This is a genomic window from Martelella radicis (assembly GCF_014196625.1).
In the GTDB taxonomy this organism is placed as follows: Bacteria; Pseudomonadota; Alphaproteobacteria; order Rhizobiales; family Rhizobiaceae; genus Martelella; species Martelella radicis.
Map to the genome: position 1 here is coordinate 53,927 of NZ_JACIDZ010000005.1, position 22,024 is coordinate 75,950.

Annotated in this window: 19 protein-coding genes; 8 read left to right on the forward strand and 11 right to left on the reverse strand. The window is 62.4% G+C overall.

Annotated features, from left to right (window positions below):
- Positions 1-57: 57 nt before the first annotated feature.
- The 3 genes from GGR30_RS09045 to rimP all read right to left on the reverse strand — a co-directional run bounded on the left by GGR30_RS09045 (position 58) and on the right by rimP (position 3,100).
- The gene (locus GGR30_RS09045) at positions 58-720 is read right to left on the reverse strand and encodes an RNA-binding protein (RefSeq protein WP_343066482.1); all 663 of its coding nucleotides are present in this window, start codon (positions 718-720) and stop codon (positions 58-60) included.
- Positions 721-726: 6 nt separating this feature from the next.
- Positions 727-2,397 carry a transcription termination factor NusA gene (nusA, locus tag GGR30_RS09050; RefSeq protein WP_183485195.1) on the reverse strand — a complete coding sequence of 557 codons (1,671 nt, stop codon included), beginning with the start codon at positions 2,395-2,397 and terminating at the stop codon, positions 727-729.
- A gap of 94 nt (positions 2,398-2,491) precedes the next feature.
- Entirely contained in the window at positions 2,492-3,100 is a 609-nt protein-coding gene (rimP, locus tag GGR30_RS09055) for a ribosome maturation factor RimP (protein ID WP_183485687.1), read from the reverse strand.
- 271 nt (positions 3,101-3,371) lie between these two features.
- Here rimP and GGR30_RS09060 point away from each other — a divergent pair, with 271 nt between their 5' ends.
- Positions 3,372-5,012, forward strand: a complete 1,641-nt coding sequence (locus tag GGR30_RS09060) for an MFS transporter (RefSeq protein WP_183485198.1) — start codon at positions 3,372-3,374, stop codon at positions 5,010-5,012.
- Between the two features lie 22 nt (positions 5,013-5,034).
- Here GGR30_RS09060 and GGR30_RS09065 read toward each other — a convergent pair whose 3' ends face one another.
- Positions 5,035-6,321: a lytic murein transglycosylase gene (locus tag GGR30_RS09065; protein WP_183485201.1), complete on the reverse strand. Its 1,287-nt coding sequence runs from the start codon at positions 6,319-6,321 to the stop codon at positions 5,035-5,037.
- A gap of 173 nt (positions 6,322-6,494) precedes the next feature.
- Complete coding sequence (locus GGR30_RS09070; RefSeq protein WP_183485204.1) at positions 6,495-6,902, reverse strand: DUF805 domain-containing protein; 408 nt, start codon at positions 6,900-6,902, stop codon at positions 6,495-6,497.
- A 270-nt stretch (positions 6,903-7,172) separates the two neighbouring features.
- On the opposite strand from GGR30_RS09070, the gene GGR30_RS09075 reads away from it, so the two are divergent.
- The 5 genes from GGR30_RS09075 to GGR30_RS09095 all read left to right on the forward strand — a co-directional run bounded on the left by GGR30_RS09075 (position 7,173) and on the right by GGR30_RS09095 (position 11,596).
- Complete coding sequence (locus GGR30_RS09075; protein WP_183485207.1) at positions 7,173-8,030, forward strand: undecaprenyl-diphosphate phosphatase; 858 nt, start codon at positions 7,173-7,175, stop codon at positions 8,028-8,030.
- A gap of 136 nt (positions 8,031-8,166) precedes the next feature.
- Complete coding sequence (locus GGR30_RS09080) at positions 8,167-8,859, forward strand: glutathione S-transferase family protein (protein ID WP_183485210.1); 693 nt, start codon at positions 8,167-8,169, stop codon at positions 8,857-8,859.
- A 50-nt stretch (positions 8,860-8,909) separates the two neighbouring features.
- Positions 8,910-10,049: a tRNA epoxyqueuosine(34) reductase QueG gene (gene queG / locus GGR30_RS09085; protein WP_183485213.1), complete on the forward strand. Its 1,140-nt coding sequence runs from the start codon at positions 8,910-8,912 to the stop codon at positions 10,047-10,049.
- A complete protein-coding gene (locus GGR30_RS09090; protein ID WP_183485216.1) occupies positions 10,040-10,906 on the forward strand; it encodes an SDR family oxidoreductase in 867 nt (288 codons plus the stop codon). The genes queG and GGR30_RS09090 overlap by 10 nt, the downstream gene beginning before the upstream one ends.
- 3 nt (positions 10,907-10,909) lie before the next feature.
- Positions 10,910-11,596, forward strand: coding sequence for a ceramidase domain-containing protein (locus tag GGR30_RS09095; protein ID WP_183485219.1), 687 nt, complete (start codon positions 10,910-10,912; stop codon positions 11,594-11,596).
- Here the strand turns inward: GGR30_RS09095 and xth are convergent.
- The 6 genes from xth to tesB form a co-directional block, all read right to left on the reverse strand.
- Positions 11,581-12,384 carry an exodeoxyribonuclease III gene (xth, locus tag GGR30_RS09100; RefSeq protein ID WP_183485222.1) on the reverse strand — a complete coding sequence of 268 codons (804 nt, stop codon included), beginning with the start codon at positions 12,382-12,384 and terminating at the stop codon, positions 11,581-11,583. The genes GGR30_RS09095 and xth overlap by 16 nt on opposite strands.
- A 70-nt stretch (positions 12,385-12,454) precedes the next feature.
- A complete protein-coding gene (locus tag GGR30_RS09105) occupies positions 12,455-13,186 on the reverse strand; it encodes an outer membrane lipoprotein carrier protein LolA (protein ID WP_246413708.1) in 732 nt (243 codons plus the stop codon).
- A 99-nt stretch (positions 13,187-13,285) separates the two neighbouring features.
- On the reverse strand, positions 13,286-16,015 hold the full coding sequence (locus tag GGR30_RS09110; RefSeq protein ID WP_183485225.1) for an FtsK/SpoIIIE family DNA translocase: 2,730 nt from the start codon (positions 16,013-16,015) through the stop codon (positions 13,286-13,288).
- 222 nt (positions 16,016-16,237) lie between these two features.
- Positions 16,238-17,566: an ammonium transporter family protein gene (locus GGR30_RS09115; RefSeq protein WP_183485228.1), complete on the reverse strand. Its 1,329-nt coding sequence runs from the start codon at positions 17,564-17,566 to the stop codon at positions 16,238-16,240.
- A gap of 22 nt (positions 17,567-17,588) precedes the next feature.
- Positions 17,589-17,939, reverse strand: coding sequence for a P-II family nitrogen regulator (locus GGR30_RS09120; RefSeq protein WP_018064835.1), 351 nt, complete (start codon positions 17,937-17,939; stop codon positions 17,589-17,591).
- A gap of 355 nt (positions 17,940-18,294) precedes the next feature.
- A complete protein-coding gene (gene tesB, locus GGR30_RS09125) occupies positions 18,295-19,185 on the reverse strand; it encodes an acyl-CoA thioesterase II (RefSeq protein WP_183485231.1) in 891 nt (296 codons plus the stop codon).
- Positions 19,186-19,297: 112 nt separating this feature from the next.
- On the opposite strand from tesB, the gene GGR30_RS09130 reads away from it, so the two are divergent.
- Together GGR30_RS09130 and GGR30_RS09135 are read left to right on the forward strand one after the other, a co-directional pair.
- Complete coding sequence (locus GGR30_RS09130; protein ID WP_183485693.1) at positions 19,298-20,512, forward strand: ubiquinone biosynthesis hydroxylase; 1,215 nt, start codon at positions 19,298-19,300, stop codon at positions 20,510-20,512.
- 74 nt (positions 20,513-20,586) lie between these two features.
- A complete protein-coding gene (locus tag GGR30_RS09135; protein WP_183485234.1) occupies positions 20,587-22,014 on the forward strand; it encodes an aldehyde dehydrogenase family protein in 1,428 nt (475 codons plus the stop codon).
- Positions 22,015-22,024: the final 10 nt, after the last annotated feature.

Genomic DNA, 22,024 nt, shown 5'->3' on the forward strand with positions numbered 1-22,024 from the left:
ACGCAATTCCCGCCTTGAAATTCATGCTCTGGCGCACGGCCAATGTCCGTGACGTCGTCATTTGTTCGTCATCGCGGCTTTTCCTTCAGTTCCGGGAGCGGCCCGGTACCTTTGAAGCATCATCGCGCGCTTCACTACACCCTCTCCGGCCTTTCCCGCAAGCGCCGCGGCATGTTTAAACGCATTCTCATGCAAAAGAGTGTCGATTTCCGCAGCCCCGAAAGGGACAAATGCCGGAATCGGCCCTTCGGTTTCCATCTGGAGCCAGAAGGCCTTTCGGGCCTGGTCAAGCTTGCGCCTGCCATCGGCCGCGGCGTCGGCGTCATGGAATGTGGCAAGGGCCGCGCCGCTTCTGATCGCAAGATCGACCTTGGCCGATCCCGCCACGAACTCACCCGCCTTGCGGGCCATGTTCATCATACCCGCAAGCTGACGCGCCATCAACATGTCGACGGTTGCGCCGAGATCGGCCGGCGCAACGACCTTCTGCTTGAGCGCCCGGGCAAAATGCCCCTTGGCCACGGCCTTGTCGACCGCCCAGCGTTCGGCCGTCACCCAGCATCCCCTGCCCGGCAGTTCCCGTTTGAGGTCGGGAACCACCTGGCCGTCGGGACCGGCGACGAAGCGGATCAGGTCATCCGGCCCGCCGGTCTTGCGGGTCACGATGCAGGTCCGATCGTTCATCGCCGCCTCTTCAGCCACTTTGCGGGGTGAGGTCACCGGTCCTTACGCGCTCTTGCCGGCTTCGTCGTCGGATGAAGCCTGCTCTTCTGCAGCGCCTTCCTCGGCAACGCCGTCTTCCGCCAGGGCTTCCTCGTCCTCGTCCACCTCTTCGGCAACCGCGAGGTCTTCCTCGGTGATCCAGCCAACAGCCAGACGCGCCTGCACGACCATGTTCTCGGCTTCCACCCGCGACAGGTCAAAGCCAGAGAGCGTGCCTTCGAAACGCTTGGTCTGGCCGTTCTGACGCTCGGTCCAGCCGACAAGATCGTCAGCGGCGCAACCGGCGAAGTCTTCCATCGTCTTGATGTCGTCCTCGCCAAGCGCGACCATCATCGCCAGCGTCATGCCGTCGATCTGGCGCAGGTCGTCGGAAACGCCGAGTTCGCGGCGCTTCTCATCGAGTTCGGCTTCCTGGCGCTCGAGGAATTCCTTGGCGCGCATCTGGATTTCTTCCGCCGTCTCCTCGTCGAAGCCCTCGATCGAGGAAATTTCGTCGAGCTCGACATAGGCGAGTTCCTCGATGGCAGCGAAACCTTCCGATGCCAGAACCTGGCCGACCATCTCGTCGACGTCGAGCGCATCCATGAACAGCTGCGAGCGCTCGTTGAATTCCTTCTGACGGCGCTCCGATTCCTCGTTTTCCGTCATGATGTCGATGTCCCAGCCGGTGAGCTGCGAAGCAAGGCGGACATTCTGGCCGCGACGGCCGATCGCCAGCGAAAGCTGGTCGTCCGGCACGACAACGTCGATACGCTCGGCATCCTCGTCGAGCACCACCTTGGCGACTTCGGCCGGCTGCAGCGCGTTGACGATGAAGGAGGCGGGATCTTCCGACCACGGGATGATATCGATCTTCTCGCCCTGCAGTTCGCCGACAACGGCCTGAACGCGACTACCGCGCATGCCGACGCAGGCGCCGACCGGATCGATCGACGAATCGGACGAGATCACGGCGATCTTCGCGCGCGAACCCGGATCGCGGGCCACCGACTTGATGGTGATGATGCCGTCGTAGATTTCCGGCACTTCCATGGTGAAGAGCTTGACCATGAACTGCGGATGAGTGCGCGACAGAAAGATCTGCGGACCGCGCTGTTCGCGGCGCACATCATAGACATAGGCGCGGATGCGGTCGCCGTAGCGCGGTACTTCGCGCGGGATCATCTCGTCGCGGCGGATGATGGCTTCGCCACGGCCGAGGTCGACGATGACATTGCCGTATTCGACGCGCTTGACCGTGCCGTTGACGATCTCGCCGATGCGGTCCTTGTATTCGTCGAACTGACGATCACGCTCGGCTTCGCGCACCTTCTGGACAATGACCTGCTTGGCCGACTGGGCGGCAATGCGACCGAAATCCATCGGCGGCAGCGGGTCGGCAATGAAATCGCCCAGCTTGGCTTCCGGGTTGCGGTCAAGCGCCAGCGTCAGCGGGATCTGGGTGTTGTAGTCCTCGGCTTCCTCGACCACTTCCAGAAGGCGCTGAAGATGGATTTCGCCGGTCTTCGGATTGATGTCGGCGCGGATATTGGTTTCCGACCCGTAGCGCGACTTGGCCGCCTTCTGGATGGCATCGGCCATGGCGGTCAGAACGATCTCGCGATCGATGGATTTCTCGCGCGCCACCGCATCGGCGATCTGCAACAGTTCAAGCCGGTTCGCACTTACTGCCATTTTGCTGGTCTCCGTCCTTGCTTCAGGAACCGCACCGGTTCCGTGAATATCCTAGATTGAAAGGCCGCCCGTCAGCGGGGCCTCAGCTCTTGTCTCAATTGTCGTCGCTGTCGGCGACGTCTTCCTCGTCGTCATTCTCGTTCGCCGCCTTCTGCTTGGCGAGCTTGTCGGCCCTCAGCGCCTCGCGGATCAGTTCGTCCGTCAAAACAAGCTTCGCATCCGAAAGCGCGGTAAAGGGAATGGTCACCTCGGCAGGCTCGCCATAGGCCACGCCGTCACGCAACAGCGTAATGCCATCGACATCGGCCTCGACGATACGCCCGCGAAAGCGCTTGCGCTCGTTGACCAGCACCGAGGTCTCGCATTTCAGCAGGTGCCCCTTCCAGCGGTAGAAATCGGACTTGCGCACCATCGGCCTGTCGATGCCCGGCGAGGACACTTCCAGGTGATAGGCCCTGTCGATCGGATCTTCCACGTCGAGCACCGGCGAAACGGCCTGCGAGACTTCCTCGCAATCCTCCACCGTCATCGTGCCGTCGAAACGTTCGGCCATGATCTGCAGCGTCAGCCCGTTCTGGCCGGAAAGCCTGACGCGCACCAGTTTGAAGCCGATATCTTCCAGAACGGGTTCGATCATGTCGGCGATCTTCTTGTCGATGCCCGTTTCCACGATCAGCCGTTCTTCTCTTGCTTTGTCCGCCATCTGCTCAAAATCTGCCAAGTTTTGCTCCCGACGGCCCATGCCGCCGCCCGCGCCAAATAAAAAAGAGCGGGTCCGCGAGGTCCCACTCTTCATCTGACGATCAAGAATTTGAGCCGTAAATAAGCCCTTGCCGCGCAAATTGCAAGTTCTATCGCCATTGCCGGCGACGGGCATGCTGCAGCGCGTAGTGGCAAGGGGCATGACAACGCCCTATACTGCAGCGCCGGTCCTGCGCCGGCCAATTCCGGCAGACCAAAACAGAGAACCGTTCATGCAGCCCGCGCCCAAATCGCTTTTCGCGCCCTTCGCACATCCGACCTTCCGCTATATCTGGCTTGCCTCCGTCGCCTCCAATCTCGGCAGCATGATCCAGAATGTCGGCGCGGCCTGGATGATGACTTCGATCTCGACATCGGAGAGCATGGTTGCGCTGGTCCAGGCCTCGACCACGCTGCCGGTCATGCTGTTTGCGCTGATCGCAGGCGCCATTGCCGACGGCTTCGACCGCCGCCGGGTGATTCTCTCCGCCCAGGCCTTCATGTTCACCGTCTCCGTGCTGCTGGCGATTGTCGCCATCGGCGGCCTGATCACGCCCTGGCTGCTTTTAACCTTCACCTTCCTGATCGGCTGCGGAAACGCGCTCAACAATCCGTCCTGGCAGGCCTCCGTCGGCGACATGGTGCCGCGTTCGGATCTCCCCGGCGCCGTCACACTCAATTCCGTCGGCTTCAACATCACCCGCAGCCTCGGCCCGGCGATCGGCGGCACGATCGTCGCCATCGGCGGCGGGGCTGCCGCCTTCACCGTCAACGCCTTTTCCTATCTCGGCCTCCTGACGGTCGTCTACCGATGGAAATTCGCGCGCCCGGAAAGCCCCTTGCCGCGCGAAAAGATGACGACCGCGATCGGCGCGGGTCTGCGCTATGTCGTCATGTCGCCGAATATCCTGAAGGTTCTGCTGCGCGCCTTCATCTTCGGCCTCGCCTCGGTTTCGGTGCTCGCGCTTCTGCCGGTCGTCGCCCGCGACGTGATTGCCGGCGGGCCGCAGACCTTCGGCATCATGCTCGGCGCCTTCGGCATCGGCGCGATCGGCGGTGCCTTTGCCAATGCGCATGCCCGCGCCCGGCTTTCCAACGAAGCGATTGTCAGCATTTCCTTCCTGACCTTCGCCGCAAGCGCCGTCGTGATCGGTCTTTCGGCATCGCTTGTCCTCGACTGTCTGGCGCTGCTTTTCGCCGGGGCCTGCTGGGTGCTGACCCTGTCTCTGTTCAACACCGTCGTCCAGCTCACCACCCCGCGCTGGGTGGTCGGGCGGGCGCTCTCGCTCTACCAGACAGCCTCCTTCGGCGGCATGGCGCTCGGAAGCTGGCTATGGGGTCAGGTCGCGGAATACCATACGATCACCCTCGCCTTTCTGGCGGCGGCAGCCGTGATGGCTCTTGGCGCAGCGATCGGACTTTTTCTGAAAATGCCGGCGCTCGAAAGTCTAAATCTCGATCCGCTGAACCGCTTTCAGATGCCCGAAACCAAGGTCGACATGCTGGCCCGCAGCGGCCCGATCGTGGTCGAAACCCGCTTTATCATCGATCCCGACGATACGGAAGAATTCCTGCGGCTGATGATCGAGCGACGGCGGATCCGCAAGCGCGACGGCGCGCGCAAATGGGCGCTGATGCGCGACATTGCCGACCCGGAAGTCTGGGTCGAAACCTATCACGCGCCGACCTGGGTGGACTATGTGCGCCACAACCAGCGCCGCACGGTGGCCGACGCCGAAAATCTCGATCGCATCCGCGAACTGCATCGCGGCGAAGGCCGGCCGGAAGTCCGCCGCATGATCGAGCGTCAGGCGATCCCGCCGCGCGACGAGGTCTTCAACCGCCCCTACCACATGCACCACCAGCACCATTGAAGGCGCGGCCCGGAGGACAGGATTACCTCAGCAACTCGTTTTTCAGTTTTGGTGTCGGCCAGCAGGTCTGGCTCACCCGGTTGCGCATCTGCCAGTCGCCGATGGACCGGCGGGTCTTGTAGCCGACAAGACCGTCTGCGCCGCCGGTGTCATAGCCCATGCCCATCAGCTTACGCTGCATGGCAGCGACATCGGAGCGCAACAGCGTGCCGGTGCGCTGCCAGGGCTGGACGAAAGCGCCCATGCCATACTGGATCCGATCGGCAAGATTGCCGACGAACAGCGCATAGAGGTCGGAATTGTTGTATTCCTTGAGCACGTAGAAATTCGGCGTGACGATGAATTCGGGTCCGTAACGGCCCTGCGGCACCAGCATCATGCCGGGCTTGCGCAATTCGTCCGCCGGAAAGCTCTTGCCCTGAACGCGGCTGATGCCCTGCTTGACCCATGCGGAAATCGCCCGCGCATTGTCCGGTCCTTCCTGCGCACAGGAGACGTTGTCCGGAATGACGGCCTCATAGCCCCAGTCACGACCGCGCTCCCAGCCGTCGCTGGCGAGATGCTTGGCGATGGTCGCCAGCGAATCGGGAACCGAGTCCCAGACATCAATGACGCCGTCGCCGTCGAAATCCACGGCGTAGTTCTGGAAATTCGTCGGCATCAGTTGCGGCTGGCCGAAGGCGCCGGCCCATGACGCCTTGCGCTTGTCGAGGGGAGCCGCGCCGCTCTGGATGATCTGGAGAGCCGCAATGAATTCGCGCTGGAACATCTGCTGACGCGATCCGGTCATAAACGCCTTGGTGCCGAGCACCTGAAGAATGTCGTATTTCTCTTCTGCCGCGCCATAACCCATTTCCCGGCCCCAAATGGCAAGCACGATGCGTCCGGGCACGCCGTAACGCGCCTCGATCTGGTCGAGAACGGGTTTGTACTGGTTGTAGAGCTGACGCCCCTTGACGGCGAGATAGTTCAGATTGTTTTCGGAAAAATAGGGTCCGGGCTCGGAGAATTCCGGCTGGGTCTGTGCGCGTCGCTCCGGTGGTTTCGTTCCCGGCGGCACAAGGTCGGGCAGCGACCAGTTGATCGAAAGCCCTTGCGTAACGCGGTCATAGGTGTTTGCCGAGATGCCGGAGCGCAGCGCGGCGCTGCGCATATCGGTCGCCAGCCAGTTCTGGAACTGGCGGTCGACCTGGCCGCGATCATAGGCATTGGCAACGCTGGAGACCCCCGCACCGGCCGCAAAGGCGAGCATGAAGGCGGCAAGCGCGCAGACGACGCGGACGGCACTGAGCAGTCGGAACCTGAACATCGGACTTCTCCTTCTCGCGCGCGATCTTGGAGAAAGATGGTTACCGAATGGTGAATGGAAAAGGCGGACGACGGCAAAGTTCATCCGCTTTCGATCACACTCCGGTGAATGGCCGGAGGCCTGGCTGAAAACGCCTGCTTCCGGCAGCGTCCCACGTGCTAAGGCGCAATACTTCAGCCCTTTCCGGCTTCGACATCGGGGCCGAAATCATTTGTCTGCGCCTGCCCGGGCTGGACGTACCAGAAAAGCAGCAGCAGGATGCCGATGCCGGTGACGACGAGAAGCAGCCACCAGCCGCTGTGGTTGACATCATGCAGACGGCGCGCGGCAACGGCCAAATTCGGCACCAGGATGACAAGGCTCCAGATACCGCCAAGAAAGCCCGGCTGCGAACTGCCGAAAAGGGCATAGTCGATGCCTGAGAGAATGACGCTGACGATCATGGTCCCGAGGACCCAGAACCAGAAAGCGCCGCGCGACGAGCGCCCGCGAAACAATGCGTAATTGCTGAAACCGAGCCGGAGAGCCTCACCGAACCCCACATTGCGGTGCTCTCTGCCGATATAACCTGTCTCTGCCATGTTGAACCCCTGCTCCTCAGTTTGACCCTTTGACGCATAGGATACGCGCTCCTGGCATATTCGCAAGCAGATGCACTTCCCTTCCCGGCAGGGAAAACCGACATGCGCCCCTAAGCATGCGCCCCTAAGAAAGCACGCAGCTTCCCAATAGCGCCCCGTTCAGCTACTAATGCATGGCGGTCGTGAAACCGGTTTTGAAGGACGGACCGCCATTTTTTCAAGATCGCGTTTTCAGCTACAGTTTTTCAGTGAGCAGGGATTTTCGAGCGCATGGATATCGGTTGGATCGAAGCCGCCTTTCTCGGCCTGTTGCAGGGCCTCACGGAATTTCTTCCCATTTCCTCAAGCGCGCATCTGCGCATCGCCGGCGAGTTCCTGCCTTCGGGCGCTGATCCCGGCGCGGCGTTTACGGCGATCACCCAGATCGGCACGGAAACCGCCGTTCTCGTCTATTTCTGGTCCGACATCATGCGCATCGCCAGCGCCTGGCTGGCGAAAAACCTGAAATTCGGCGACTATCCGGGCCGCCATTCCGCCGCCGATGTGCGTATGGGCTGGCTGATCATCGTCGGCTCCGTCCCGATCGTCGTTCTCGGGCTCTTGTTCAAGGATCAGATCGAGCATTCGCTGCGCAATCTCTATATCACCGCCACCATGCTGATCGTCTTCGGTCTGATCATGGGTTATGCCGACAAGGTGGGGGCCAAGAAGGTCACGCTCGACAAACTCAGTTGGCGCGACGGCATCCTCTACGGCTTCGCCCAGGCGATGGCGCTGATCCCCGGCGTCTCGCGTTCCGGCGGCACGATCAGCGCCGGTCTGCTGCTCGGCTACACCCGCGAGGCGGCGGCCCGCTACTCGTTCCTGCTCGCCGTGCCGGCCGTGTTCGGTTCCGGCTTCTACCAGTTGTTCAAGAGCATCGGCGAGGACAATCCGGTCGGCTGGGGCGCAACCGCGCTTGCGACCCTGATTGCCTTTGTCGTCGGCTATGCGGTGATCGTGTTCTTCCTGAAGCTCGTTTCCACCCGCAACTACATGCCCTTCGTCTATTACCGCGTGATCCTGGGCGGCCTCCTGCTCGTGCTTCTGGCCTTCGGCGTGATCAGTCCCGGCGGAGGCTCGGTCTAGGCCGGTCACCCATCGTTAATCCTTCGGCGATAGGATGGCCATCACTCGAACCCGAACGGCCCGCTCCAGCCCTTGTCCGCGCCTGAAAACCGGATCGGGGTCATGGCCGCGCCCCGTTCCATGCGACGAAAGCCAGATGTCTACGCTCTACCACCACCCCATGTCCGCCGCATCGCGTTTCATTCGCCTGGTCATCGGCGAATATGCCTTCGAGGTCGACCTGATCGAGGAACGGCCCTGGGAAAAGCGCAAGGCCTTTCTCACCGCAAATCCGGCGGGCACGCTGCCCGTCTATGTCGATGACAACATGCGCGCGCTTTGCGGCCCCTTCGTGATTGCCGAATTCATGGACGAGACCCATGGCGTTCTGCAGCGCGAGCGACGGCTGCTTGCCGAAGAGCCCTTCCAGCGCGCCGAAATCCGCAGGCTGACCGAGTGGTTCCTCTTGAAGCTGGAACAGGACGTGACCTACCCGCTCTGCCGCGAACGGGTCTACAAGCTGCAGATGGGAAGCGAGCATGGCGGCGGCGCCCCGGATTCGCGTGTTCTGCGCGCCGCCCGCGCCAATATCCGCCAGCACATGAAATATCTGGCCTGGCTCGCGGCCAATCGCGGCTGGCTTGCGGGCAAGCGCATGAGCTATGCCGACCTTTCCGCCGGCGGCGCCATTTCGGCCCTCGACTATCTGGGCGAGATCAACTGGGACGAGGTGCCGGCTGCCAAGGAATGGTACCAGCGCCTGAAATCGAGGCCCGCCTTCCGCGCGCTTCTGGCCGATCGCGTGCGCGGCGTCGTGCCGGTTTCCCACTACGCCGATCTGGATTTTTGAGCCGCGACACGCCACGTTTATAAGAGCGTCGGAATATGAGCGGTGGATGAATGGCTGAACGCCAGGAAAAACTGAAACGCTTCCTGAGGGATGAGGCGCGGGCTATCGGTTTCGATGCCTGCCGGATCGCGCGCGCCGAGGACATGCCGGAAGCCGCCGCCGCCCTCAAGGACTTCGTTGCAGATGGCTACCACGGCGAAATGGCCTGGATGGATGAAACGCTGGAACGGCGCTCCTCCCCGCTCGCCCTCTGGCCTGAAGCCCGTTCCGTCATCATGCTGGCCATGAATTACGGGCCGGACGAAAATCCACGCCCGCTGCTCGGGCGCCCGGACCGGGCCAATATCTCCGTCTATGCGCGCAACCGCGACTATCATGATGTCATCAAGGGCAAGCTAAAGCAGATGGCCGGCCGGTTTGCGGCGCGTTGCGGGGCGGATGTGAAGGTGTTCGTCGACACCGCCCCGGTGATGGAGAAGCCGCTTGCCGAAAAGGCCGGCATCGGCTGGCAGGGCAAACACACGAATCTGGTCAGCCGCGAGCACGGTTCCTGGCTTTTTCTCGGCTCCATCTTCACAACCGAGGAACTCGAGCCCGACAGCGCAGAGAACGATCACTGCGGCTCCTGTCGCGCCTGCCTCGATGTCTGTCCGACAGACGCCTTTCCCGCGCCCTACAAGCTCGATGCCCGGCGCTGCATCTCCTATCTCACCATCGAGCATCATGGCGTCATTCCGCTGGAATTTCGAAGCGCCATGGGCAATCGCATCTATGGCTGCGACGATTGTCTGGCCGCCTGTCCCTGGAACAAGTTTGCCAAGACCGCCTCCGAGATGAAGTTTGCGGCGCGCGAGGACCTGAAAGCCCCGGAACTTTCCACGTTTCTGGACTTTGACGACCCCGCCTTCCGTCGCTTCTTCGCGGGTTCGCCAGTCAAACGCATCGGGCGCAACCGCTTCGTCCGCAATTGCCTGATCGCCGCCGGCAACAGCGATCAGCCCCGCCTCATTGCACCATGCCGCCGGCTCCTGAGCGATGACAGTCCGGCGGTGCGCGCCATGGCGGTCTGGGCGCTCGCCCGTCTGCTTTCGAAAGAGGAATTTGCCGCATTGGCAAAGTCATGCTCCCGTGACACAGATGAGAACGTTCGCCGTGAATGGGAACGCGAGGAGGAAGTGCTATGCATCTAGTTGTCTTCGGCGCCGGCTATTCCGGTCGCGCGATCGCTTCGGCCCTGGCCCCGGCATGTCACCATGTCGCCGGCACAACGCGATCGGCGGAGAATGCCGCGACGCTCGGCGCATGCGGCATCCAGACCTTCATATTCGACGGAGAGACAATCGATCGTTCGCTTGCCCGCAAGCTGCGTCAGGCGACCCATATCGTGCAGACCATCCCGCCCGGCGAGAACGGCGACCCGCTCCTCAACATCGCCCGCCGCGCAGTGCATTACGAACTGCCCTCGCTGCAGTGGGCCTGCTACCTTTCAACCGTCGGGGTCTATGGCGACCACGAGGGCGCCTGGGTGGACGAGACCTCCGAATGCCGGCCGTCCTCCGAGCGCTCGAAGCGGCGGCTTGCTGCGGAACAGGAATGGTTGGAGACCGGCGCAAAACACGGCCTCCCGGTGGCTGTCCTCAGGTTATCCGGCATTTACGGCCCCGGCCGCAACGCTTTCCGCCGTCTGATGGACGGAACCCAGAAGCGCATCATCAAGGAAAACCAGGTCTTCAACCGGATCCGGGTCGAGGATATCGGTTACGCAACGGCATTCCTCGCCGAACATGGTTTCGGCGGCATCTTCAACGTCACCGACAGCGAGCCCTCGCCGCCGCAGGACGTGATCGTGGAGGCGGCCCGGCTGATGGGCATCGAACCGCCGCCGGAGGTCGCTTTCGAGGATGCGGAGCTCTCGCCGATGGCGCGCTCCTTCTGGGGCGAGAACAAGCGTGTCAGCAACGCCAAGCTGAAGAAGCTCGGCTACGAATTCGAGTTTCCCAACTACCGGCAATCGCTCAAGCAGATGTGGGACATGAAGGCCTATTGAGGGATGGAGAGCTTCGTCGATCTCTACTGTGAACGAACGGCGGCCGGCTTCTGGAACGAACCGGTCAACGCGATCACCAATCTTGCCTTCATCATCGCGGCGCTGATTGCCTGGCCGAAGGCCTGGCGCAGGCCCGAGCGCTCATTGATCGAACTGACGGTGGTCGCGCTGGTCTTCGCCATCGGCATCGGTTCCTTCCTGTTCCATACGCTCGCAACCCCTATCTCCGGCGCGCTCGACGTGATCCCGATCTGGCTGTTCTTCTTTGCCTATATCCTGCTGATCTTCATCCGCGTCACCGGCGGCAAGAGTTTTGACATCATCGGCTACATGGTCGCGACCCTGTTCGGCTTCGTGGCGGTGGTCTATCTCGTCGGGCTTTTGAGGCGCAACGGCGCCTCACTCAACGGCTCGCTGCAATATGCGCCGGCGCTGATCGCCATGGCGCTTGCCAGCGCGATCGCCGCCTTTCGCGGGCATCCGGTCTGGCGCTATTTCGCGAGCGCCACGGCGATCTTCATCATCTCGCTGACCTTCCGCAGCCTGGACCAGGCCTCATGCGCCCTGACCGGCGGGCTCGGCACGCATTTCCTCTGGCATATCCTGAATGCAACGGTGCTCGGCATTCTGCTGATGGGCGCGGTCAACGCCATGCCGCCCGGCCCTTCCGCCGATCAGAGCGAGAAGTAGCCCGTCACCGGCACATGGTCGGAGGGCTTTTCCCATCCGCGCGCATCAGCGAGGATCTCAAAGCGGCTGAAGGCCTGAACGAGATCGGCAGAAGACCAGATGTGATCGAGCCTGCGGCCGCGATTGGCCGCCTTCCAGTCCTTGGCGCGATAGCTCCACCAGGTGTAGAGCTTTTCGTCTGCCGGGGTGACGTGACGCATCAGATCGGTCCAGCCACCGGCGGCGATCAGGTCGCGCATGGTCTCGGTTTCCACCGGCGTGTGGCTGACGACCTTCAGGAGCTGCTTGTGCGACCAGACGTCGTGCTCCATCGGCGCGATGTTGAGATCGCCGACAAGAATTGAGCCGACGCCATCGCCGGCATCCGCCTTCAGCGCTTTCATCTCTTCGAGGAAATCCAGCTTGTGCCGGAATTTCGGATTGATTTCCGGGTCAGGCTCGTCACCGCCGGCAGGCACATAGAAATTGTGCAGGCGGATCTTCCTGCCGCCGACATCGATCACCGCCGCAATGTGCCGGGTATCGCCCATGGCGCAGTAATCGGTCGAAAAACCTTCGCCCAGCGGCAGGCGCGAGACGATGGCGACGCCGTGATAGCCCTTCTGGCCGTGGACCGCGATGTGCTCGTAGCCGAGTTCGCGCAGCGGTTTGTAGGGAAACTGGTCGTTCAGGCACTTGATCTCCTGAAGGCAGAGAACATCCGGCGCATGCTCCTGAAGAAACGCGCTGACAATCGGCAGGCGCAGGCGCACCGAGTTGATGTTCCATGTAGTAAGCTTCAGTTCCAAGTCGACGCCTTTCCTGCCTTTGCCGAAGGGGCATCAGCAATAGGCGATTCTCGGCGCAACAGGAAGGCCGTCAGTTGCTCGAACTGGGGCTTGCCATGATCTGGTCGTAGGGAATGCGGAAGACCGAGCGGCCGAATTCGACGCCGGTGCGGACATTGGAGAGGATCACGGTCGTATCCTTGCCCTGGGCATCGGTAATGGTCCACTGACGCAGCTCATAGGTCTTGCTGTCGAACATCAGCGTGATCACCTGGTCGCCGAAGATGGATTTGTCGCCGAGCACGATGATCGTCAGCCCGCTCTGCTGGCGCACATCGCGCACCATCCGGTTCTCGAGGTCGATCTGGTCAGCCAGGAGCAGGCTGAGCGGCGTGCGTGACAGCGGGTAGAAGTCCCAGGTATCGAGCTCGCCATTGCCGACAGCGACATTGCGGCCATCAGCGATCACCTTCAGCGTCGACGGCGCGTCATAGTCGAAGCGCAGCTTGCCGGGACGTTCGAGATAGAACTTGCCGCCGGCCTGGTCGCCGCGCGGGCCGAACTGCATGAACTCGCCGGTCATCGTCTTGACCGAGGAGAAATGGTTGGCGATCTTCTGGGCGGCATCGGCCGGCGCCGCCGTGGCGGCCTGCGCGACCTGCTGCGACCCGTCGCGTTTCGTCGGCAGCGGCACGGTCGATGTCTGCGCGAAGACCGGAGCGGCAGCGCAGAACAGCATTGCCGCGCCGCCTGCAATCCCGCCCATGAACTGCCGGCGCGACCGTGTGGCGTTTCGGGGCGTGGTCACGTTGCGGTCACTCATCTGTCAATATCCTGAAACTCTGTTAAAGCGCTTCCTGCCCGGCCAAGACGGCGATTTCTGGGCAGGCGCCGGATTGTTCGTGCACTCAAAGATGGGGCGTCAATTGGACCCTTCAATGATATCGCGCTCCGTCGGCACCAGAATTTCGCGTTTACCCGCGTGGTTCGCCGGGCCGATCACGCCCTCATCCTCCATGCGTTCGATCAGGCTGGCCGCGCGGTTATAGCCAATACCGAGGCGACGCTGGACGTAGGACGTCGAGGCCTTGCCGTCGCGCAGCACGATGGCGACCGCCTGATCGTAGGGATCATCCGACTTCGAAAGGTTCGAGGTGCTCCCGCCGTCGGAATCGACCATGTCGTCGTCATCATCCGCCGTGATCGCATCGAGATAATCGGGCGTGCCCTGCGTCTTCAGATAGGCGACGATCTCTTCCACTTCCGGGTCGGACACGAAGGGACCGTGGACGCGCTGGATACGCCCGCCGCCGGCCATGTGCAGCATGTCGCCCTGGCCGAGAAGCTGTTCTGCGCCCTGCTCGCCCAGAATGGTGCGGCTGTCGATCTTCGACGTCACCTGGAAGGAGATGCGCGTCGGGAAGTTTGCCTTGATCGTGCCGGTGATGACATCGACCGACGGCCTCTGCGTCGCCATGATCACATGAATGCCGGCGGCGCGCGCCATCTGCGCCAGACGCTGGACCGCGCCTTCGATATCCTTGCCGGCAACCATCATCAAGTCGGCCATCTCGTCGATGATCACGACGATATAGGGCATCGGCTCGAGATCGAACTCCTCCGTCTCGTAGATCGCCTCGCCGGTCTCGCGGTCGAAGCCGATCTGAACGGTGCGCGACAGCGTTTCGCCCTTCTCGGCGGCCTGGCGCACGCGGTTGTTGAAGCCGTCGATATTGCGCACGCCGAGCTTGGCCATGTTCTTGTAGCGCTCTTCCATTTCGCGCACGGTCCATTTGAGCGCGACGACCGCCTTCTTCGGGTCGGTCACAACCGGCGACAGCAGATGCGGGATGCCGTCATAGACCGAAAGTTCGAGCATTTTCGGGTCGATCATGATCAGCCGGCACTGTTCGGGCGACAGCCGGTAGAGTAGCGACAGGATCATGGTGTTGACGGCGACCGACTTGCCCGAGCCGGTGGTGCCGGCGATCAGGAGATGCGGCATCTTGGCGAGATCGACGGTGACGCTTTCGCCGCCGATGGTCTTGCCGAGCGCCATGGCGAGCTTCGCCTTGGAGTTTTCGAAATCCTGGCTGGCGATGATCTCGCGCAGGAACACGGTTTCGCGATGGGGGTTCGGCAGTTCGATGCCGATCGCGTTGCGTCCGGGAATGACGGCGACGCGGGCCGAGATCGCCGCCATCGAACGGGCGATATCATCGGCAAGGCCGATGACGCGCGACGACTTGATGCCGGGCGCGGGCTCCAGTTCGTAAAGGGTGACGACAGGCCCCGGCCGGACATGAATGATCTCGCCCTTGACGCCGAAATCCTCCAGCACCTTCTCCAGCGTGCGGGCATTATCCTCCAGCACCTCCTTCGACAGCGCCTTGTCGCGCGCAAGCCCCTTGGGTTCGGCAAGAAGGCTGTGGGAGGGCAGTTCGAAATGGCCCGCGTGATGGTGGCTTGCGCGGGCCGGACGGCGCACCGTCTCGACGCTTGCCGGACGCGGCGGCGGCGCGGGTGCCGCTACGACGGGCGCGCGAGGGGCTTCGCGGGTGACCGTGGCGCGGTTTCCCGCCGGACGTTCGGCGACATCCGCTTCGCTCCGCCGCGCGGCAGGCATGTCGAAATCGGCGCTCAGCACGCCATCGGGCAAATAGTCGTCGTCGTCATCATCGTCATAGCCCGGATCGAAGCTATTGCGGTCGTCATCATAGTCGAAGGGCGGCGGATCGACCGGCGCGTAGCCCTTCTCGCGTCGCGCTTCGGGGTCGATGAGGCTCGGCTCCCCTCGACGCTGATAGGAGGGAGCTTCCTCCTCATCGAGGCGCTCGAAACTGTCCTCATTGAAATCATAGGGTTCGTCGAACAGTTCGTCCTCGTCCTCAACGGTCCTTCGCGCGAACAGGCGGTTCAGCCGAGCGCGGGTGATGTACCAAGAATGAGTCAGATGGCCGAGCAGCGGCGCAAGCGAAAGGAAGCCGTCGCGTTCCTCGGAGAGATCGGCGACCGAGGGCGCACCGGGGTCATGGTCGACCTGCCGGGCGGCGGGCTTTTCGGCGACGATGGGGGGATGGCGCACGATTAGGCCGGCGGCATAGAGCTGCAGGAACAGCGCCGGCAGGATGAAGATCGCGCCGACGATCATTGCGGCAAGGCCTGAAGGGTACTGGCCAAGAAACAATGCCGGGAAGCGCAGGATCAGGTCGCCGGAAACACCGCCTAGCCCGTTCGGCAGCGGCCAGGTCGGCGGTGCGGGAAAGCAGCCGAGCACGGCCGCCGTCACCAGGCCGGCGCCGATCCAGGCGAAGAAGCGCGAGGGCTTGCGATGGATGGGGCGACCGGCCATCAGCGCCAGCGACCAGGAGAGCACGGGCAGAAGAGCGAACACGCTGGCAAGCCCCAGCGACTGCATCATGATGTCGGCGAAATTGGCGCCGGGATAACCCAGGATATTGGTCGGCAGCCCGTCTGTGGCATGCGAACCGCTTGGATCATCGACATTCCACGTCGCAAGCGCGGCAATCGCCAGGCAAAGGGCGACGAACAGCGCAAAACCGAAAAGGGCCGCAACATAGCGCCGCACAAAACCGGTGAAGGAGAATTCCCCGCTGCTCTTTTCCCCGTATCGCTCTGCTCGTGCCGCCATGACTGTCCGTTCCTGAAACTCGGTTCTGATTCGGTCACGCCCCACTGGTCCGCGCCTTTTCGGGCAGCAGGCAGAAGGGGCATCGCCGGCAGGCTAGCAGTGATGGGTTAAAGCCTCTTTAACCATCGAAAAACGAGGCCTTTCCAAGCCAACAAAAAACCCGGGCCGCAAAGCCCGGGTTCGCGCGGCCCGCATGATGCGGACCGTAACTTTGAAGCGGAATTACATGAATTCCGGATAGGCCTCGACGCCGACTTCCGACTTGTCGAGCCCGTCCGCTTCCTCTTCCGGCGAGACACGGATACCCATGACGGCCTTGAGGATGAACCAGACGATCAGCGACGCGACGAAGGTGAAGACACCGATCGAGACGATACCGATGATCTGCGTGCCGAAGGACGTGCCGTCATTGGTGAGCGGAACGATGAAGGTGCCCCAGATACCGGCGATCAGGTGAACCGGGATCGCACCGACAACGTCGTCGATCTTCAGCTTGTCGAGCAGCGGCACGACGACGATGACGATTACGCCACCGATACCACCGATGAACAGAGCAGCCGGAACGGACGGCGTCAGCGGTTCGGCCGTGATCGAGACCAGACCGGCGAGCGCGCCGTTGAGGACCATGGTCACGTCGACCTTCTTGTAGACGATCTGCAGCAGGATCATCGCGACGACGGCACCGGCGGCAGCGGCCAGATTGGTGTTGACGAAGATCTTGGAAACATCACCGGCATCCGCAATCGAGCCGATGGCAAGCTGCGAAGCGCCGTTGAACCCGAACCAGCCGAGCCACAGGATGAAGGTACCGAGAACGGCGAGCGGGATGTTCGAGCCCGGCATCGGGTGAACGGAACCGTCAGCGCCGTATTTGCCCGTACGAGCTCCGAGGACGAGAGCACCGGCGAGAGCGGCCCAACCGCCGACCGAGTGAACCAGCGTCGAACCGGCGAAGTCGGAGAAGCCCATTTCAGCGAGCCAGCCGCCGCCCCACTGCCAGGAACCGGTGATCGGGTAGAGGATACCGGTCAGGACGACGGTGAAGATCATGAACGGCCAGAACTTGATACGCTCGGCAACCGTACCCGAAACGATCGAGGCGGTCGTGGCGCAGAACACCATCTGGAAGAACCAGTCGGAAGCGACCGAATAGCCAGCCGAACCATCATCCATGCCGGGTCCCGGGAAGACGTAGGGGCCGAACGAGCCCATGAAGCCGCCATCGACGCCGGTATACATCAGGTTGTAGCCGGTGAACCAGAACATGATGCCGCCGACCGAATAGAGGGCGATGTTCTTCAGGCCCTGCATGGAGGCGTTCTTCTTGCGCACCAGGCCCATTTCGAGCATGGCGAAGCCGGCTGCCATCCACATGACCAGGAAGCCGCCGATGAGGAACAGCATCGTGTTGAGGATTTCAGCGGTCGCCGGCGAAACGCCGGTTGCCGTCGTCAGGTCGATCACAGTTTCGTCCTGAGCCAGCGCGGGAAAGGCAAAGGAAGCTGCCGCAACCGCCGTGACGCCCGCAAAGAGTTTGAGTTTGGAAGACATAGACTGATTACCCCCTGCTGTCTTACAGCGCTTCGGAATCGGTTTCGCCGGTGCGGATGCGCACGGCCTGTTCGATGGAATAGACAAAGATCTTGCCGTCACCGATCTGGCCGGTCTTTGCGGAGGAGGCGATCGCCTCGACAGCCTTCTCAACCACATCGGCAGCAACCGCGACTTCGATCTTCAGCTTGGGAAGAAAGCTGACGGCATATTCCGTGCCGCGATAAATCTCGGTGTGCCCCTTCTGCCGACCGTACCCCTTGACCTCGGTAACGGTCAGGCCCTGAATGCCGACAGCGGTGAGGGCCTCACGCACCTCATCCAGCTTGAACGGCTTTATGATGGCCATCACAATTTTCATCTGGTTTCCCATCCTTTGTTTACCCTCGGCTCCCGAAGGAACCGAATCTCCTTACCGCTTGGACAGGCGAATCCGTCAGCGGCCTATCAGAGACATACAAAGTCCGTGCCAGATTCGAAGTTTTCTTATAATCAATTGATTTTTATGATGATTTTATATCACCAAACACATGGAGGCAAAACTGCGGCAGCATTGGCACGCAGATGTGCGCAAATCACGGCAATTGCCTAATTTTTATGCATATGGCTGAATGGGCTGCAAGACACCGCGCCCGAAACGAAGAAACCGCGCCGTCGCGCGGGCAGGAACCGCGCGTTGCCCCAGGGCGTGCACCCCCGCACGGAACTGCGGTGTGCCCTCCAGGAATTCACTCGTAGAAAGGCCGGACATTCTCGTTGAGCCGGATCAGCCCCTCCTGGGCCACCGAGGCCACCAGCGTGCCATCGCGGGCGAAGATCTTGCCATAAGCCAGACCGCGCGCGCCGTTGGCCGAGGGGCTTTCATGCACGTAGAGAAGCCAGTCGGAAATGTCGAAGGGGCGGTGGAACCAGACCGCGTGATCGAGGCTCGCACCCTGGATGCCGTCGGAAAACACCGAGCTTTCATGCGGATAGAGCGTCGTGTCGAGAAGCGTCATGTCCGACATGTAGGACAGGAACGCCGTCTGGTAGGCGCGCCCCTTGGGCGGCACGCCATTGCCCCGGATCCAGATGCTCTGGCGGCTCGAACGCTTCTTGCGCCACAGGAACTGATCCAGATCGACGGGCCTGAGCTCGATCGGCCGCTCGCGCTTCCAGTAATTGCGGATCGGCGCTGGCGCGTGCTCGGCATCGTTCATGATGTCGCTGGCGACCAGTTCCTCCGGCGGCGGCACGTCCGGCATCACGTCCTGATGCTCAAACCCCTCCTCCTCGATCTGGAAGGAAGCCGCCATGATGAAGATCGGCTCGCCATGCTGGATGGCGCGCACATTGCGCGTGGAGAAGCTGCGCCCGTCGCGCAGCCGCTCCACCTGGAAGACGATCGGCACCTTGGTATCGCCCGGCCGCATGAAATAGCCGTGCAGCGAGTGGACAAAGCGGCCGGGCGGCACGGTGCGCTGGGCGGCGACAAGCGACTGCGCCACCACCTGCCCGCCGAAGACGCGTTGCCATGTCGTGACCGGACTCTGCCCGCGATAAAGATTCTCCTCCAGCCGCTCCAGATCGAGCAGATCTGCAAGCACGCTGTCGCTTTGGGCAGGATTGGCCTGTGACATCCGGAACGCTTCCCTATATACCGCTTTGAGTAATGCATGCCGTATAGCAGCTTCGAAGGTGCTGATCGAGAGACCTGAAGCCAATGCCGGCACGACCGGAAGGGAGCGCGAAATGAAGGACATCATCATCGTCGGCGGTGGCTATGTCGGCCTCAGCGTTGCCGTTGCCGTCAAGAAGGCAGCGCCGCATCTCGAGATCGAGCTGATGGAAGCCGCCCCCGAACATGTCTGGCAGAAGGACGAGCGGGCCTCGGCGATCATCGCCGCCGCGATCAACATGCTGAAGACGCTGGAGCTCTGGGACGACATCAAGGACGACGCCCAGCCGATCAACGACATGATCGTCACCGATTCGAAAACCGGCGAACCCGTGAAGCCGGTCTTCCTCACTTTCGCCGACCGCGCCGCGACGAACGAGCCCTTCGCCTACATGATCCCGAACGTCTCCATGGTCCGCGCGCTCCGGCAGAAGGCAGACGAGCTTGGCATCACCATTCGCCACGGGGCTGCCGTCACGGCCTTCGAGAACAATGGCGGCCATGCGAAGATCACGCTTGCCGGTGGCGAGGAGATTGCAACGCGGCTTGTCGTCGCCTGTGACGGCGTGCGCTCGCGGCTCAGGTACATGGCGGGCATCAAGACCGTCAAATTCGATTACGGCCAGTCCGGCATCGTCACCACCGTCGCCCATGAGCGCCCGCACAATGGCCGCGCGGAGGAACATTTCCTGCCGGCAGGCCCCTTCGCCATCCTGCCGCTCAAGGGTAACCGCTCCTCGCTCGTCTGGACCGAGCGCACCGACGATGCCAAGCGTCTGGTTGAAAGCGACGACATGGTGTTCGAGGTCGAGCTCGAGCGCCGCTTCGGCCATCATCTTGGCAAACTCGAACTTGCCGGCGGCAGGCGCGCCTTCCCGCTCGGCCTCACGCTGTCGCGCGCCTTCATCGCGCCGCGCCTTGCGCTTGCCGGCGATGCCGCCCACGGCATCCACCCGATTTCCGGCCAGGGCCTCAATCTCGGCTTCAAGGATGTCGCGGCACTCGCCGAAACCATCGTCGAGGCCGACCGCATGGGTCTCGACATCGGCGCCATGGACACGCTGGAGCGGTACCAGAGCTGGCGCCGCTTCGACACGGTGCGCATGGGCATGACCACCGACGTCCTCAACCGGCTGTTCTCCAATGACATCGGCCCGTTGCGCGTTGCCCGCGATTTCGGCCTCGGCGTGGTCGACCGCATGCCGGGCCTGAAGCGCTATTTCATCGAGGAGGCGGCAGGCCGCACAATGCATGACAAGCCGAAGCTTCTGGCCGGCGAACCGCTCTGAATAAGACCGGAGCAACACAGAATCAAAGCGCCCGGGCACTTCGTCCGGGCGAACAGTTTCAAGGGAGCGAGGCCATGACCAACAACCTGAAATTCTTCATCGACGGCGCCTGGGTCGATCCGATCGCGCCAAAAACGCTGGCCGTGATCAATCCCGCCACCGAGGAGGCCTTCACGTCCATCTCTATCGGGGCGGCAGGCGACGTCGACCGCGCGGTCGCCGCCGCGAAGGCCGCCTTCGAAACCTTCTCCCTGACGACAAAAGACGAGCGGCTCGCGTTGCTGAAGCGCATTCTCGAGGCCTATAACGAGCGCTACGAGGACATCGCCCAGGCCGTCAGCCGCGAAATGGGCGCGCCGGTCGCCTTTGCCCGCAGCTCGCAGGTTGCCGCCGGGCGCGGCCATCTCGAGGCGACGATCAAGGCCTTCGAGGATTTCGAACTGGAGAAGCCGCGCGGCAAGGCGATGATCGTGCGTGAGCCGGTCGGCGTCTGCGCGCTGATCACGCCGTGGAACTGGCCGCTGAACCAGATCGTCTGCAAGGTGGCGCCGGCAATTGCCGCCGGCTGCACCATGGTGCTGAAACCCTCCGAGATCGCGCCGATCTCCGGCGTCATCTTTTCCGAGGTGATGGAGGCCGCCGGCACGCCAAAGGGCGTCTACAACATGGTGCAGGGCACCGGGCCGGATGTCGGCCAGATCATGGCCGGCCACAAGGACGTCGACATGGTGTCCTTCACCGGTTCCACCCGCGCCGGCATCATCGTCGCCAAGACGGCGGCCGATACGGTCAAGCGCGTGGCGCAGGAGCTTGGCGGCAAGTCCCCCAACATCATCCTGCCCGATGCGGATCTGGAAGCGGCCGTGCGCGGCGGCGTTGCCTCCTGCTTTGAAAACACCGGCCAGTCCTGCGATGCGCCGACCCGCATGCTGGTGCCCGCAGACCGCCACGACGAGGCGCTTGGCTACGCCAAGGCTGCCGCCGAAAGCCATGTCACAGGCGACCCCAATTCCGAGACCACGGTACTCGGCCCGGTCGTCTCCAAACAGCAGTATGAAAAGATCCAGCGGCTGATCGAAACGGGCATTGCCGAAGGCGCGACGCTCGTTACCGGCGGGCCCGGCAAGCCGGAGGGTCTCGAGCGCGGCTATTACGTGCGGCCAACGGTCTTCGGTAATGTGAAGAACGACATGACCATCGCGCGCGAGGAAATCTTCGGGCCGGTGCTTTCGATCCTGCCCTACGCCGACGAGGACGAGGCGGTCGCAATCGCCAATGACACGGTCTACGGCCTTGGCGCCTATGTCCAGTCGGGCAATATCGAACATGCGAGAGTCATTGCCCGGCGCATTCGCGCCGGATCGGTCTATCTCAATTACCCCGACTGGGATCCGATGGGCCCGTTCGGCGGCTACAAACAGTCCGGCAATGGCCGCGAATATGCCGACTGGGCGATCGATGATTTCCTCGAGATCAAAGGCATTGTCGGCTGGCAGCCGTAAGCCGCCCTGG